1 protein-coding gene is annotated in these 17092 nt (G+C 74.2%); it reads left to right on the forward strand.

The window, feature by feature from the left end:
- Positions 1–20: 20 nt before the first annotated feature.
- Positions 21–17054 carry an SDR family NAD(P)-dependent oxidoreductase gene (locus AC6F7H_RS00230; protein WP_500754457.1) on the forward strand — a complete coding sequence of 5678 codons (17034 nt, stop codon included), beginning with the start codon at positions 21–23 and terminating at the stop codon, positions 17052–17054.
- Positions 17055–17092 lie beyond the last annotated feature (38 nt).

Consider the following 17092-nt stretch of genomic DNA (forward strand, 5'->3'; position numbering starts at 1 on the left):
AAGTGACGGAGTCGAGTCGAATGACGGATGTGAACAGGCCCGGGAACGATGACCGCCTGCGTCGCGCGATGGCCGCGGTGCTGCAGCTTCAGCAGCGCAACGCCGAGCTGGAGGAACAGCGCACCGAACCGATCGCGATCGTGTCGATGGCCTGTCGTTTCCCCGGCGGGATCGCCAACCCCGAGGAGTACTGGGACCTGCTGAACGAGGGACGGGACGCCATCGGCGGTTTCCCCGCCCGATGGGACGCCCTGGACCTGTACGACCCGACACCGCAGACCCCCGGCAAGTCCTACGCCCGTGAGGGCGGATTCCTCGACGACGTCGAAGGCTTCGACGCGGAGTTCTTCGGCGTCCCTCCGCGTGAGGCGCAGTCGATGGACCCGCAGCAGCGGATCGTGCTGGAGACCGTGTGGGAGGCCCTGGAGCGGGCCGGAATGCGCCCGGAGTCGCTGAGCGGCAGCCGGACGGGCGTCTACCTCGGCGCCATGCGCTCGGACTACGCGGACGACCAGACCGGCTTCGACTACCTGGACGGCTACCAGGGCACCGGTGTCTCCAGCAGCGTCATCTCCGGCCGTGTCTCCTACGTCCTGGGACTCCAGGGCCCCGCCGTGACCATAGACACGGCCTGCTCGTCCTCTCTCGTCGCCCTGCATTCCGCGGTGGGCGCGCTGCGCAACGGCGAGTGCGACACCGCCCTCGCCGGCGGTGTCACCGTCATGAGCACGCCTGTGCTGTTCGTGGAGTCCAGCCAGTTCAAGGGCATGGCCGCCGACGGCCGCTGCAAGAGCTTCTCCGCCGACGCCGACGGCGCGGGCTGGTCGGAGGGCGCGGGCATGCTGGTCCTGAAGCGCCTCTCCGACGCCCAGCGCGACGGCGACCGCGTGCTGGCCGTCATCCGCGGCAGCGCCGTCAACCAGGACGGCCGCAGCCAGGGCCTGACCGTTCCCAACGGGCCCTCGCAGCAGCGTGTGGTGCAGGAGGCCCTCGCGACGGCGCGCCTCACGCCGGACGACATCGACGCGATCGAGGCCCACGGCACCGGCACGACCCTCGGCGACCCCATCGAGGCCGGCGCCCTCGCCGAGGTCTTCGGACCCATCCGCGCCCAGGACCACCCCCTCTACCTGGGCTCGTCCAAGTCGAACATCGGCCACTCGCAGGCGGCGGCCGGTGTCGCGGGCGTCATCAAGATGGTGCTGGCGCTCCAGCACGAGACCCTGCCCAAGACCCTCCACGCGGACGAGCCCAGCCCTCACATCCAGTGGGACGGTTCCGGCCTGGAGCTGCTGCGGGAGGCCCTGCCCTGGGAGCGCGGCGAGCGGACCCGGCGGGCCGGCATCTCGTCGTTCGGCATCAGCGGCACCAACGCGCATGTGGTGATCGAGGAGGCGCCCGCCGTCGAGGCGGCCGAGGCGGCCGAGGCCGCCGAGGCTCCTCGGCTTCCGGTGCCGATCGTGGTGTCGGGCCGGACTGAGGCCGCTCTGCGGGAGCAGGCGGGACGCTGGGCGGACTGGCTGGAGCGCCAGGACGAGGTCCCGCTGGCCGATGTGGCCGTCACGGCCGCGCTGCACCGCACCCACTTCGACACCCGGGCGGCGGTGCTCGCCGAGTCGGTGGAGCAGGCCGTTGAGACCCTGCGCGCCCTGGCCGAAGACCAGGCGCACGAGCGTGTGGTCACCGGCACGGCCCAGCCGCGCGGGAAGACGGTCTTCGTCTATCCCGGGCAGGGCAGCCAGTGGATCGGCATGGGCCGCGACCTGCTCACCCAGTCGCCGGTGTTCGCCGAGACGATCGACGCCTGCGACACCGCTCTGAAGCCCTTCACCGGCTGGTCGGTGCGCGAGGTCCTCACCGGTGAGGGTGGCGAGCACCCGCCGCACGACCGGGTGGATGTCATCCAGCCCGCACTCTTCGCCATGGGCGTGGCCCTGTCCGCGCTGTGGCGTTCCCACGGCATCGAACCGGACGCGGTCATCGGCCACTCCCAGGGCGAAGTCGTCGCCGCAGTGGTCGCCGGCGCGCTGACCCTTGAGCAGGGCGCGCAGATCGTCGCGCAGCGTTCCCAGGCGGTCCTGGCCCGCTCAGGCCAGGGCGGCATGGCCCTCATCGAACGCCCCCAGGCCGAGGTCGAGGAGTTCATCGCCCCCTACGGCCAGGCGTTGTCGATCGCCGCCACCAACACCTCAACATCGACGGTCATCTCCGGCGAAGCCAACGCCATCGCCGAGATCGTCACCCGCCTCACCGAAGACGGCGTCTACGCCCGCAAGGTCAACGTCGACTACGCCTCCCACCACGCCCACATGGACCCCCTCCTGCCCGACCTCGCGGCAGGCTTCACCAACATCACCCCCACCACCACCCAGACCGCGTTCTACTCCACCGTCACCGGCCACATCACCGACGGCACCGAACTCGACGGCACCTACTGGTGCCGCAACCTGCGCGAGACCGTCCGCTTCGACCAGGCCCTCACCCACCTCCTGGCCGACCACCACACCACCTACATCGAGATCAGCGCCCACCCGGTGCTGTCGATGCCCCTGACCAACGCCGCCACCGAACACAACGGCATCGTGGTGGGCACCCTCGCCCGCAACCACGGCAGCCTGACCCAACTCCTGCGCAACCTCAGCCTGCTCCACGTCCAGGGCCACACCACCGACTGGACCAAAACCCTCCCCGCCCCCGCCGGACAGGCACCCCTGCCCACCTACCCCTTCCAGCACGAGCGTTTCTGGCCGGACGACCTCGACGGCGGTGCCGACGTGACGGCCGCGGGGCTCGGGGCGGCGGGGCATCCGCTGCTCAAGGCCGGGGTGGATCTGCCGGGCTCCGGTGGCGTGCTGCTGACCGGGCGGCTCGCTCGCGGCAGCCAGCGCTGGCTCGTCGACCACCAGGTGATGGGATCGGTGCTGCTGCCCGGCACCGCGTTCGTGGAGCTGGCCCTGCGGGCCGGTGACCATGTCGGGTGCGGGCTCCTGGAAGAACTCACGCTGCAGGCGCCGTTGCAGCTGCCCGAGCGCGGCGGCGTGCAGGTGCAGGTCGTCGTGGGCGAGGTCGACGAGAACGGCCGCCGGGCCGTGAAGGTCTTCTCCCGGCCCGAGGACGCCGACCCGTCGGAGCAGTGGGCGCACAACGCCGACGGCACCCTGGCCCGTGAGCTGCCGGAGCCGGCGTTCGAGTCGGTCCAGTGGCCTCCGGCGGGGGCCGAGCCTGTCACGGTGGAGGGCTTCTACGAGGCGGCGGCACGGGGCGGGCTGGAGTACGGGCCCGCGTTCCAGGGTCTGTCGGCGGTGTGGCGGAAGGGCGACGAGGTATACGCCGAGGTCGAGTTGCCGGCCGAACAGCACACCGAGGCAGCTCGGTTCGGTGTGCATCCGGCGCTGCTCGACGCCGTGCTGCACGCGGCCGGGTTCGGTCCGCTGACGGCGGAGGAAGGCCGGCCGTGGCTGCCGTTCGCCTGGTCGGGAGTGGCGCTGCACGCGGTGGGTGCCACCTCGGTGCGGGCGAAGATCTCGCCGGTGGGCGCCGGGTCGGTGCGGGTGGAGCTGGCCGACCGGTCGGGCAACCCCGTCGCCTCGGTCGATTCGCTGGTGGCCCGTCAGATGACGGCGGGGCAGCTCGTCGACGTCGCCCAGCGCGGTTCGGGGTCGCTGTACCGCCTCGACTGGTCGCCCGTGCCCGCCGCCGACGCTCTCGGCGGGGCGCGGTGCGCGGTGGTGGGCCAGGGCGCCGAGGATGTCGCCGTGTCGCTGCGGGCCGCGGGCTGGGAGTGCGCGGTGTACCAGGACGTGGCCGCTCTCGCCGAGCGGGCGGAGGAGACGGGTGGCCTGCCGGAGGCCGTCTTCGCGCCCTTCCTGCCCGGCGCGGAGGCCGAGTTCGGTGCCGATGTCGTGCACGCGAAGGTCGTCGAGGCGCTGGAACTGGTGCGCGACTGGGCGGCGGACGAGCGGTTCGCCTCGTCCCGGCTGGTGCTCCTGACCCGTGGCGCCGTGGCCGTCGGCTCCGGGCCGCGGGATCTGGCCGGTGCCGCGGTGTGGGGTCTGGTGCGGTCCGCGCAGTCCGAGCACCCCGGCCGGTTCGGTCTGGTCGACCTGGACCCCGTTGTCGGTCCCGAGGGTGCGGAGGAGTCCTGGCGGGCCCTGGAGAGCGCACCGCTCGGTACACAGGAGCAGTTGGCGCTGCGCGGCGGTGACCGGCTCACGCCGCTGCTGGCCGCGGTACCCCGCGAGCCGCTGGCGCCGCCCGCCGGTGAGGCCGTGTGGCAGCTCGCCCCGGGCAAGGGAGGTCTGGCCGATCTGTCGCTGGTGCCGTTCCCGCAGGCCTCCCAGCCGCTGGCGGCCGGGCAGGTGCGGATCTCGGTACGGGCCGCGGGCCTGAACTTCCGGGACGTGCTGATCGCGCTGGGTACGTACCCCGACGAGGGGCACATCGGCAGCGAGGCCGCCGGTGTGGTCCTGGAGGTCGCCCCGGACGTGACCGGGCTGGCGCCCGGTGACCGTGTTCTCGGCATGGTGGACCGGTCGTTCGGGCCGGTGGCCGTCGCCGACGCGCGGATGGTCGTGCCGATGCCGCGGGGCTGGTCGTTCGAGCAGGCCGCCGCCGTGCCGATCGCCTACCTCACGGCGTACTACGGGCTGGTCGACCTCGCCGGGCTGCGGGCCGGAGAGAAGGTGCTCGTGCACGCCGCGGCGGGCGGTGTGGGCACCGCGGCCGTGCGGATCGCCCGGCACCTGGGCGCCGAGGTCTACGGCACCGCGTCGCCCGGCAAGCACGCCGTGCTGCGCGCCGCGGGCTTCGACGACGCGCACCTGGCGTCCTCGCGGGACCTGGACTTCGAAGGGGAGTTCCTGCGTGCCACGGACGGCGAGGGCATGGACGTCGTCCTGGACTCGCTGGCCGGTGACTTCGTGGACGCGTCGCTGCGGCTGCTGCCGCGCGGCGGCCGGTTCATCGAGATGGGCAAGAGCGACATCCGTTCGGCCGACGAGGTGGCGCGGGACCTGCCCGGTGTCTCCTACCGGGCGTTCGACCTGATCGAGGCGGGCCCGCAGCGGCTCGGCGAGATGCTCGCCGAGGTGGTGGGGCTGCTGGCGGACGGCGGGCTGGAGCAGCTGCCGGTGCGGGCGCTGAGCCTGCTCCAGGCGCCCGAGGCGTTCCGGCTGCTGGCGCAGGCGCAGCAGATCGGCAAGATCGTGCTGACCGTGCCCCGCGCGCTCGACCCCGACGGCACGGTGCTGCTCACCGGCGCCACCGGCGCGATCGGCGCCCTGGTGGCCCGTCACCTGGTGACCCGGCACGGTGTCAGGCACCTTCTCCTGACCAGCCGCAGTGGCATGGACGCGGCCGGTGCGCCGGAGCTGCTCGCCGAACTGGCCGCGCTCGGCGCCGAGGTGAGCCTGGTGGCCTGCGACACGGCCGACCGGGACAGCCTGGCGGCGCTGCTCGCCGGGGTCGACCCGGCGCACCCGCTGACCGGGGTGGTGCACTCGGCCGGTGTGCTCGACGACTGTGTGCTGGACGCCCTCACCCCCGAGCGGGTCGCCCGGGTGCTGCGGCCGAAGGTGGACGCGGCGTGGAACCTGCACGAGCTGACCCGGGACGCGGACCTCGCGGCCTTCGTGCTCTTCTCCTCGATGGCGGGCACCGTGGGCTCCGCGGGCCAGGCCAACTACGCGGCGGCCAACGTCTTCTTGGACGCCCTCGCCCAGCACCGCGTGGCGTCGGGGCTGCCCGGCCACTCGCTGGCCTGGGGTCCGTGGGATCTCCGGGACAGCAGCACGATGATGGCCGACGTCGGCGACAGCGATCTCGCCCGGATCGCCCGGACGGGTCTGGTGCTGCTGCCCGCCCAGGACGGCCTGGGGCTGTTCGACGCGGCCCTCGCCTCGACCGAGGCCGCGACCGTGCCGGTGCAGTGGGACTTCCGGCAGCTGAAGGCCCGCGCCGCCGCCGGTGACCTGCCGCCGGTGCTGCGGCGTCTGGGCGGCACGGTGCGCCGTACCGCCGCGGGCGGTGCCGTCGCGGCCGGTGACTCGGCGCTGCGCGGCCGGCTCGCCGCGCTGTCCGCCGCCGACGCGGAGCGGACCCTGGCCGGCCTGGTGTGCGAGCACGCCGCGGCGGTGCTCGGGCACACCGGTGCCCAGGCGGTCCGCGACGACTCGGTGTTCAAGGTGCTCGGGTTCGACTCGCTGACGGCGGTCGACCTGCGCAACCGGCTGAGCGTGGTCACGGGCCTGAATCTGCCCGCCACCCTGGTCTTCGACTATCCGACGCCGCAGGTCCTCGCCCGGCACCTGGCCGAGGAGCTCCTCGGTGGCCGTGCCGAGGCGCCGGCCGCGGTGCCGGCGGCGGTCGCGGACGACGACGACCCCGTCGTGATCGTCGGCATGGCCTGCCGCTACCCGGGCGGCATCAGCGACCCGGACGGTCTGTGGGACCTGGTCGCCGAGGGCCGCGACGGCATCGCCGCGTTCCCCACGGACCGGGGATGGACAGCCGGCGACGGCGCCGACTACACCCGTCAGGGCGGGTTCCTGGCGGGGGCCGCGGAGTTCGACCCGGCGTTCTTCGGGATCAGCGCCCGTGAGGCGCTGGCGATGGACCCGCAGCAGCGTCTGCTGCTGGAGACGACCTGGGAGACCCTGGAACGGGCCGGGATCGCGCCGGGCGCGCTGCGCGGCACGTCCGTCGGCGTGTTCGTCGGCGGCGCGTCGACGGGCTACGGCACGGAGGCGGACCTGGCGCGGGCCGGCGTCGAGGGGCACATGATGACCGGCGTCTCCAGCAGTGTGATGTCCGGTCGCCTCGCCTACGTCTTCGGGCTGGAGGGCCCGGCGGTGACGGTGGACACGGCGTGCTCGTCGTCGCTGGTCGCGCTGCATCTGGCGGCGCAGGCGGTGCGCTCCGGCGAGTGCTCGCTGGCGCTCGTGGGCGGTGTGCAGGTGATGGTGACGCCGTCGGTGTTCGACGAGTTCGACAAGCAGAAGGGGCTGGCGCCGAACGCCCGCTGCAAGCCGTACGCGGACGCCGCCGACGGCACCGGGTTCTCCGAGGGCGTCGGCATGCTGCTCGTGGAACGCCTGTCGCAGGCGCGGGCCCAGGGGCATCCCGTGCTCGCCGTGGTGCGCGGCACGGCCGTCAACTCCGACGGCGCGTCCAACGGCCTGACCGCCCCCAACGGGCCCTCGCAGCAGCGGGTGATCCGGCAGGCCCTCGCGGGCGCCGGGCTCACACCGGGCGATGTGGACGTCGTCGAGGGCCATGGGACGGGCACCCGGCTGGGCGACCCGATCGAGGCGCAGGCACTGCTCGCCACCTACGGCCGGGACCGGCCTGAGGACCGGCCGCTGTACCTGGGTTCCATCAAGTCCAACATCGGTCACACGCAGTCGGCGGCCGGTGTCGCGGGCATCATCAAGATGGTGCAGGCCATGCGGCACGGTGTGCTGCCGAAGACCCTGCACGTCGACCGGCCGACCTCGCACGTCGACTGGTCGTCGGGCGCGATCCGGCTGCTCACCGAGGCGCTGCCGTGGGAGAGCGAGGACCGTCCGCGGCGGGCCGCGGTGTCCTCGTTCGGGGTGAGCGGCACCAACGCGCACGTGCTGCTGGAACAGGCACCGCCCGCGCCCGAGCCCGCTCCGGAGACGGCGGCCCCGTGCGGCGTCCTGCCGTGGGTGCTGTCCGCCCGCTCGGCCGACGCGCTGCGGGCGCAGGCCGAGCGGCTCCTCGGGCACGTGGACGCGCACGACGAGGTGTCGGCGGCCCGGGTCGCGGGCGCCCTGGCCGTGGGCCGCGGCGCCTTCGAGCACCGGGCGGTCGTGGTCGGCGCGGGCCGCGGCGAGCTGCGCGAGCGGCTCGCGGCGCTGGCGGCGGGGGAACCCGTGCCGGGGGTCGTGCAGGGCACCGCGACCGTGCCGGACCGGACCGTGTTCGTCTTCTCCGGGCAGGGCAGCCAGTGGCATGCCATGGGCCGGGAGATGCTGGAGCGCAGCCCGGCGTTCGAGGAGACCGTCGCCGCCTGCGACGCGGCCTTCGCGCCGGTGATCGGCTGGTCCGTACGGGAACTGCTGCGCGGTGAACTGCCCGCCGCCGACTACCCGCTGGAGCGCATCGACATCGCGCAGCCGGCGCTGTTCACGATGTTCGTGTCGCTGGCGGCGGTCTGGCGTGAGCTGGGCGTGGAGCCGGACGCGGTGGTCGGGCACAGCCAGGGCGAGGTCGCCGCGGCCGTGGTCGCGGGGGCGCTCACCCTCCAGGAAGGGGCCCGCATCATCGCGCTGCGCAGCCGCGCGCTGCACCGCGACGGGGGCGGCGGCGAGATGGCGTTCGTCGAACTGCCGCTGGCCGAGCTGCGTGAGCGCATCGCGGGCTACGGCGAGCGCATCGCCGTGGCCGCCGTGAACACCCCGCGCTCGGTGACGGTGTCCGGCGACACCGACGCGATCGTCGACCTGCTGATCGAGCTCGACGACGACGACATCGTCTGCGGCCGGCTGAACGCCTCGTGCGCCTCGCACAGCCGCCACATGGACCCGCTGCTGCCCGAGCTGCAGGCGCAGCTGTCCGAGCTGGCGCCGCGGGACACCTCGGTCGCGTTCTACTCGGCGGTGACCGGCGCGCCGATCGCCACCAGCGGTCTGGACGCGGCCTACTGGAGCCGCAACCTGCGGGAGACCGTGCGGTTCGAGGAGGCCACGCGGGCGCTGCTCGCCGACGGATACGGGCTGTTCCTCGAGGTGTCCCCGCACCCGGCCCTGATCATGGGCGTGCAGGACACGGTGCAGGACGCCGGGGCGGACGCCGTCGCGGTGGGGACGCTGCGGCGTGGTGAGGGCGGACCCGAGCGGTTCGTACTGTCGCTGGCGGAGGCGCACGCCGCGGGCGTCCGCGTCGACTGGACCGCGCTGCTGCCGGCCGCCGAACACACCGAGTTGCCCACCTACCCGTTCCAGCGGCAGCGGTACTGGCTGCCGCCGAAGCCGGCGGTGCGGGACGCGGGCGCCGTCGGCCTGGGTGCCCTCGGCCACCCGCTGCTCGCCGCCGAGGTGACGTCGCCGCGCTCCGGGTCGGTGGTGCTCACCGGCAGGCTGTCGACGGCCGCGCAGCCCTGGCTGGGCGAAAGGCGGATGCACGGGCGGACGGTGCTGCCGGACGCCGCGTTCGTGGAGCTGGTCGCCCAGGCCGGGGACAGGGCAGGCCTCGACCGGATCGAGGACCTCGCGCTGCACGAGCCGCTGGTGCTCCCCGAGGGTGCGGGCGGACCGGGCGACGGGGTGCATCTGCACGTGGTCGTGGGCGAGGAGTCCGCGTCCGGCGGCCGTCCGGTCGACGTGTACTCCCGCGCCGAGGGCGCGGCCGAGGACGCGTGGGTCCACCACGCCTCCGGGACGCTGGGCCGGGCGGCGGGAGCGCCCTCCTTCGATCTGGCGGCCTGGCCGCCCCCGAAGGCACAGCCCGTCGCCGTGGACGAGTGGTACGAGGCGTCGGCGGACGGCGGCCTGGAGCTCGGCCCGGTGCTGCGGTCCGTGCGGGCCGCCTGGCGGCGCGGCGACGAGCTGTTCGCCGAGGCCGAGCTGGCGCAGGACCTGCACGCGGACGCCGGTGCGTTCGTGCTGCATCCGGTGCTGCTGGAAGCGGCGCTGCACCCGCTGTGGCACCAGGAGGCCGCCGCCGACGGGCGGCCGCGCGGTGTCGCCCGGGTGCGTGGTGCCGAACTGCACGCGCGGGGCGCGACGACGGTCCGGGTGCGGATCGCGCCCGCGGCGGGCGCGGCTGAGGTCGCCGTCGAGGTGGCCGACGCGTCGGGCCGCCCGGTCGCCTCGATCGCGGTGCTGGAGTCCCGGGAGATCTCCGCGGGCAAGCTCGCCGACGGTGCTTCGCGCGGTGGCGCGCTGCACCGGTTGGACTGGACGGCCGTGCCGACGACCCCGGCCGGATCGCCGGTGGAGTGCGCGGTCATGAGCTCCGCGGCCGGGCCGGTGACGTCCGTGCTGGACGGCGCGGGCTGGTCGGTGCGGCAGTGTGCCGGTCTGGAGGAGCTCGCGGGGGCGGACGACGACGTCCCGCCGGTGGTGTTCGTGCCGGTGGGGGCGGACGCCTCGGCCGAACCGACCGCCGAGACACGGCGGGTGACGGCGTCGGTCCTCGCCACGCTCCAGGGGTGGCTGGCCGGGGAGCGGTTCGCCGCGTCCCGTCTGGTCGTCGTCACCCGGGGCGCGGTCGACGCCGGCGCGGGTGCCCCGGACCCGGCCACGGCTGCCGTGTGGGGTCTGGTGCGGTCGGCGCAGACGGAGCATCCGGGCCGTTTCGCGCTGCTGGACCTGCCCGGTGACGGGGACGCCCGGCCGTTGCCGGCCGGTGTGCCGTTCGACACGGAGACCCAGTTCGCGCTGCGGGCGGGCGAGGTGCTCGTGCCCCGGCTCGCGGTGGCGGCCGAGGCCGGGGCGGAACCCGCCGAGGGCGGTCGTCCGCTCGCGCCGGAGGGCACGGTGCTCGTCACCGGCGGCACCGGAACGCTGGGCGCGCTGGTGGCCCGGCACCTGGTGACCGCGCACGGCGTGCGGCACCTGGTGCTGACCAGCCGCCGGGGCCCCGACGCGCCCGCCGCGCGGCGGCTGGGCGCCGATCTGACGGAACTCGGCGCCGACGTACGGGTCGTGGCCTGCGACGTGGCGGACCGGGCGGCGGTCGCGGACCTGCTGAACGGCATCGACGCGGCGCACCCGCTGACGGGTGTGGTGCACCTGGCGGGCGCCCTGGACGACACCGTCGTGGAGTCGCTGACGCCGGAGCGCCTCGACGCCGTGCTGCGGCCGAAGGCGGACGGCGCCTGGCATCTGCACGAGCTGACCCGCGAGTTGCCGCTGGCGGCGTTCGTGCTGTTCTCGTCCATGGCGGGCACGCTCGGAGCGGCCGGCCAGGCCAACTACGCGGCGGCGAACGTGTTCCTGGACGCCCTCGCCGCGCACCGGCGTGCCCAGGGCCTGCCCGCGCACGCGCTGGGCTGGGGCTTCTGGGAGGAGGCCAGTGACCTGACCGCGCAGCTGGGCGAACGCGATCTGGCCCGTATGGCGAAGGCCGGCATCCTCCCGCTCGCCTCCGAGCAGGGGCTGGCGCTGCTGGACGCGGCGCTCACCCGGCCGGAGGCGGCGCTGCTGCCCACCCGGTGGGAGCCGCGCCGTCTGCGGGAGCTGGCCGCGGCCGGTGCGCTGCCGCCGGTGCTGCGGGGGCTGGCCGGGACGGTGGTACGCCGTACCGCCGCGTCGGCGCCTGCCGGTGCCGCGGGTTCGGCGCTGCTGGACCGGCTCGCCGGGCTCGCCCGGAAGGAGGCGACGGCCGTGCTGGCGGATCTGGTCCGCTCGCACGCGACGGCCGTGCTCGGCGCGCAGTCCGCGGCGGCGGTCGAGGAGAACCGGGCGTTCAAGGACGTCGGCTTCGACTCGCTGACCTCGGTGGAGCTGCGCAACCGGCTGGCGGCGGCGACGGGGCTGACGCTGCCGTCGACGCTCGTCTTCGACCACCCGACGCCCGCCGTGCTCGCCGCTCACCTGTACACCGAGGTGACCGGCGTGCGGTCCCGGGCCGCCGCCCCGGTGGTGGCCGCCGTCGCGGACGACAGCGACCCGGTCGTGATCGTCGGCATGGCCTGCCGCTACCCGGGTGGCATCACCGACCCGGACAGCCTGTGGAACCTGGTCGCCGAGGGCCGTGACGCCATCGGCGGCATGCCCGAGGACCGCGGCTGGGACCTGGAGAACCTCTACGACCCGGACCCGGCCAACCCGGGCACCTCGTACACGCGTGAGGGCGGTTTCCTGTACGGCGCCGCGGAGTTCGACCCGGCGTTCTTCGGGATCAGCCCGCGTGAGGCGCTGGCGATGGACCCGCAGCAGCGTCTGCTGCTGGAGACGGCGTGGGAGACCCTGGAGCAGAGCGGGATCGACCCGGCGTCCCTGCGGGGCAGCCGTACCGGCGTGTTCGTCGGCAGCATCAGCCAGGACTACGTGTCCGGGGTGGCGAAGGCCTCGGACGAGGTGCAGGGCCATCTGATGACGGGCAACACCAGCAGCGTCGTCTCCGGCCGGGTGTCGTACACCCTCGGTTTCGAGGGCCCGGCCGTGACGGTTGACACGGCGTGCTCGTCGTCGCTGGTCGCCCTGCATCTGGCGGCGCAGGCGGTGCGCTCCGGCGAGTGCTCGCTGGCGCTCGCCGGCGGTGTGACGGTGATGGCGACGCCGGCCACGTTCATCGGGTTCTCCCGGCAGCGGGGCCTCGCGCCGGACGCGCGCTGCAAGGCGTTCGCGGACACGGCCGACGGCACCGGGTTCTCCGAGGGCGTGGGCATGCTGCTCGTGGAGCGGCTGTCGGACGCCCGCCGGCTCGGGCACGACGTGCTCGCCGTGGTGCGCGGTTCGGCGGTCAACCAGGACGGCGCGTCCAACGGTCTGACCGCCCCCAACGGCCCCTCGCAGCAACGGGTCATCCAGCAGGCCCTGGCGGGCGCCGGGCTGACGCCGCGTGATGTGGACGTCGTCGAGGCGCACGGCACGGGCACCCGGCTCGGTGATCCGATCGAGGCGCAGGCGCTGCTGGCGACCTACGGCCAGGACCGGCCGGAGGACCGGCCGCTGTACCTGGGCTCGATCAAGTCCAACATCGGTCACACGCAGGCGGCGGCCGGTGTCGCGGGTGTCATCAAGATGGTGCAGGCCATGCGGCACGGCATGCTGCCGAAGACCCTGCACGTCGAGCGGCCCACGACGGAGGTCGACTGGTCGGCGGGGCAGGTGGCCCTGCTGACGGAGGCCAGGGAGTGGTCGGACACCGAGTGTGCGCGGCGCGCCGCGGTGTCGTCGTTCGGCATCAGCGGTACGAACGCGCACGTGGTGCTGGAGCAGGCTCCGGCGGAGGAGGAGTCACCGGACGAGCCGGGGACGCCGCTTCCGGTGATCCCGTGGACGGTGTCGGGCAAGACGGCGGCCGCGCTGCGGGACCAGGCAGCCCGCCTGGCCGCCCACGTCCGCGCCCACCCCGGCACCGACCCCCACGACACCGCCCTGGCCCTGGCCACCACCCGCACCCACTTCGACCACCGCGCCGTGGCAACCGCCACCACCCCCGACGAACTCCTCACCACCCTCGACGCACTCGCCAACGACACCACCGCACCCGGCCTCGTCACCGGCCAGCCCACCCCCCACGGCGGCCTCGCCATCGTCTTCCCCGGCCAGGGCACCCAACGCACCGGCATGGGCCAGGACCTCTACACCCACTACCCCACCTACGCCCAAGCCTTCGACGAAGTCTGCACCCACCTCGACCCACTCCTGGGCCGCTCCCTGCGCGACCTCGTCCACACCAGCGAAGACATCCACCAGACCCAATACACCCAGCCCGCCCTCTTCGCCTACCAAGTCGCCCTCTACCGCCTCACCGAATCCTGGGGCATCACCCCCGACCACCTCATCGGCCACTCCATCGGCGAAGTCACCGCCGCCCACATCGCCGGCATCCTCACCCTCCCCGACGCCTGCACCCTCGTCGCCACCCGCGCACGACTCATGCAAACCGCCCCCCACGGCGGCCCCATGGTCGCCCTCCAGGCCACCGAAGAAGAAGTCCTCCCCCACCTCGAAGGCCGCACCCACCAAGTCTCCATCGCCGCCCTCAACGGACCCCGCTCCACCGTCATCGCCGGCGACGACGAAGCCGTCGAAGACATCACCCGCCACTTCGAAGACCAAGGCCGCAAAACCAAGTGGCTCAACGTCTCCCACGCCTTCCACTCCCCCCACATGGAAAGCATCCTCGACGAATTCACCACCACCCTCACCACCATCACCTTCCACCCACCCACCATCCCCATCATCAGCAACCTCACCGGCCAACCCGCCACCGACGACATCCAAACCCCCCACTACTGGACCCAGCACATCCGCAACACCGTCCGCTTCGCCCACGGCATCACCACCCTCAACAACCTCAACACCACCACCTACCTCGAACTCGGCCCCGACGGCACCGCCGCCGCCATGACCACCACCTGCCTCCCCGAAGAGACCGACACTCCTGTGCAGGTCCTGGCGGCCGTCCGCAAGGACCGGCCGGAGACCGTCACGCTCATGCAGGCCGTCGCCCACCTCCACACCCGCGGAAGGAACATCGACTGGCGGGCGCTCCTCGCCTCCAGCCGCCCCGCCCCGGCTCCGCTGCCCACCTACGCCTTCCAGCACCAGCGCTACTGGCTCTCCGGCAGCGGCCAGGGAGCGGGCGCCGATCTCGCAACGGCCGGTCTCGCCGAGGCCGGGCATCCGCTGCTCGCCGCCAGGGTGGAACTGCCCGACGACGGGGGCACGGTGCTGACCGGGCGGCTGTCGCTGCGCACGCACCCCTGGCTCGCCGACCACGCGGTGCTGGGTTCGGTGCTGTTCCCGGGCACGGGCTTCGTCGAACTGGCGGTGCGCGCCGGTGACGTGGTCGGGTGCGGGCACGTGGAGGAACTCACGCTGCAGGCGCCGCTGGTGCTCACGGAGCACGGCGCGGCGGATCTGCGGCTGACGGCGGGTGCCGCGGACGAGCGCGGCAGGCGCCGGCTGACCGTGCACTCGCGGTCCGGGGACGGGCCGTGGGTCCAGCACGCCGAGGCGACGCTGGCCGTCGCCGCGCCGGAGCCGCCCGTCGCGCCCGACTGGTCGGTGTGGCCGCCCAAGGGCGCACAGGCCGTCGGCATCGACGGGTTCTACGACCGGTCGGCCGAGGCGGGCTTCGCGTACGGCCCGGTCTTCCAGGGGCTGCGCGCGGTCTGGCGCGACGGCGACACCGTCCTGGTGGACGTCGCGCTGCCCGAGGAACAGCAGGGCGACGCGGGCGCGTTCGGCCTGCACCCGGCGCTGCTCGACGCGGGCCTGCACGCGGTCGGCCTGACCAAGGCCATGGGCGAGCAGGCCATGCTGCCGTTCGCCTGGAACGGGCTCACGCTGCACGCCGTGGGCGCCGCGGCCCTGCGGCTGCGGCTGACCCCGACGGGTGCCGACGGCACGGTGTCGGTGGACATAGCCGATGTGGCGGGCCGTCCGGTGGCCCGCATCGAGGAGCTGGTGCTGCGACCGGTCAGCCAGGAGCAGCTCGCCGTACGGCCGGCGGCTCGCGGCGACTCGCTGTTCCGGCTGGACTGGCAGCGCGCCGAGCAGGCCGCGCCCGCCGCGGACGCGTCGTACGTGTTCGTCGGTGAGGCGGCGGGCGGACAGCCGTCGTTCCCGGATCTGGCGGCCCTGAGCTCGGCGGTCGCCGACGGGGAGCCGGTTCCGGAGCTGGTGTTCGCGGCCTGGCCGGGCGCGCCGGGCGACCCCGTGCCGGCGGCCCGGGCGGCCACCGGTTGGGCGCTCGCGCTGGCGCAGCAGTGGCTCTCCGACGAGCGGTTCGCCTCGGCCAGGCTCGTGGTGACGACCCGCGGTGCGGTGGCGACCTCGCCCGAGGCGGACGTCACCGACCTGGCGGGCGCCGCCGTATGGGGTCTGCTGCGGTCGGCGCAGTCGGAGAACCCCGGCCGGATCGGGCTGCTCGACGTCGGCGGCGCCGGTGACCTCGGCGGTGTGCCGGTGGCCTCGGTGGCCTCGGCGCTGCGCGAGGACGAGCCGCAACTCGCGGTGCGCGACGGTGGCCTGCTGGTGCCGCGCGTCGTCAGGGCCGGCGGCGAGCCGGGAACGCCGGACGCGGACGGAGAGCTGTCCGCGGACGGCACCGTCCTGATCACCGGCGGTACCGGTGTGCTCGGCGGTGAGCTGGCCAGGCACCTGGTCACCGAGCGTGGGGTGCGGCACCTGGTGCTGGCCTCCCGGAGCGGCCCGGAGGCGGGCGGCGCGCGGGAACTGGCCGCGGAGTTGACGGCGCTCGGCGCGTCCGTGCGCGTCGAGGCGTGTGAGGCCGCGGACGGCGAGGCGCTCGCCGCGCTCCTGGCCGGGATCGGGGACGAGCACCCCCTGACCGGTGTGGTGCACGTCGCCGGTGTGATCGACGACGGCGTGCTGACGTCGCTCAGCCCCGAGCGGGTGGACCGTGTGCTGCGGCCCAAGGTCGACGCGGCCTGGCATCTGCACCGGCTCACCGCGGACGCGAATCTGGAGATGTTCGTCCTGTTCTCCTCCGCGGCCGGTGTGGTCGGCGCGCCCGGCCAGGGCAACTACGCGGCGGCCAACGCGTTCCTGGACGCGCTGGCCCAGCACCGCAGGGCGGCCGGGCTGCCCGCGCAGTCCCTCGCGTGGGGTGCGTGGGCGCAGGCCAGCGGGATGACGTCGGAGCTGAGCGACACCGACCGGTCCCGCATGGCGCGCGGTGGCGTGACCGCCCTCGAAACCGCCGAGGGCATGGCCCTGTTCGACACGGCCGGGCGGACCGGGCACACCGTGCTGCTGCCGATGCGCCTGGACATGACCAGGGGTGGTGCGGCGGTGCCCGCGCTGTTCCGGTCGCTGGTTCCGGCGGTGCGACGCGCCGCCGCGGCGGCGGGCTCCGCGTCCTTCGGGCCGGACCTGTTGCAGCGGCTGCTCGCGCAGCAGCCCGAGGAGCAGCGGCAGACGCTGCTCACCGTGGTGCGCGAGGAGGTGGCCGCCGTGCTCGGCCACGCTTCCGGGAGCGCCCTGGAGGCGGATCAGTCCTTCGCCGAGCTGGGCTTCGACTCGCTGATCGCGGTCGAACTGCGCAACCGGCTGGGTGAGATCACCGGTCTGAAGCTGCCCACGACGCTGGTGTTCGACTACCCGAACCCGGCGTTGCTCGCGGAGTACCTGGGGCAGCAGATCCTGCCGGAGCCGGAGTCCGCGGCCGACCGGCTGTTCCAGCAGATCGACGGCCTGGAGCAGTTGCTGTCCGAACTGTCCCCGGAGCAGGACGACGTCGACCGGGTGCGGGACCGGCTGCGGGCGGTGCTCGCCAAGCACACCGGCGGCGCCGGGACGCAGAGTGCTCCCGCCATCGAGGACACGCTGCTGTCCGCCTCGGACGACGAGATCTTCGACTACTTCGACCGGGACCTCGGCATCTGAGCGTTCCCTTCCGTCCCACGGCCCGCGAGCAGTGATGC

This window comes from Streptomyces sp. MMS24-W38, from assembly GCF_059889265.1.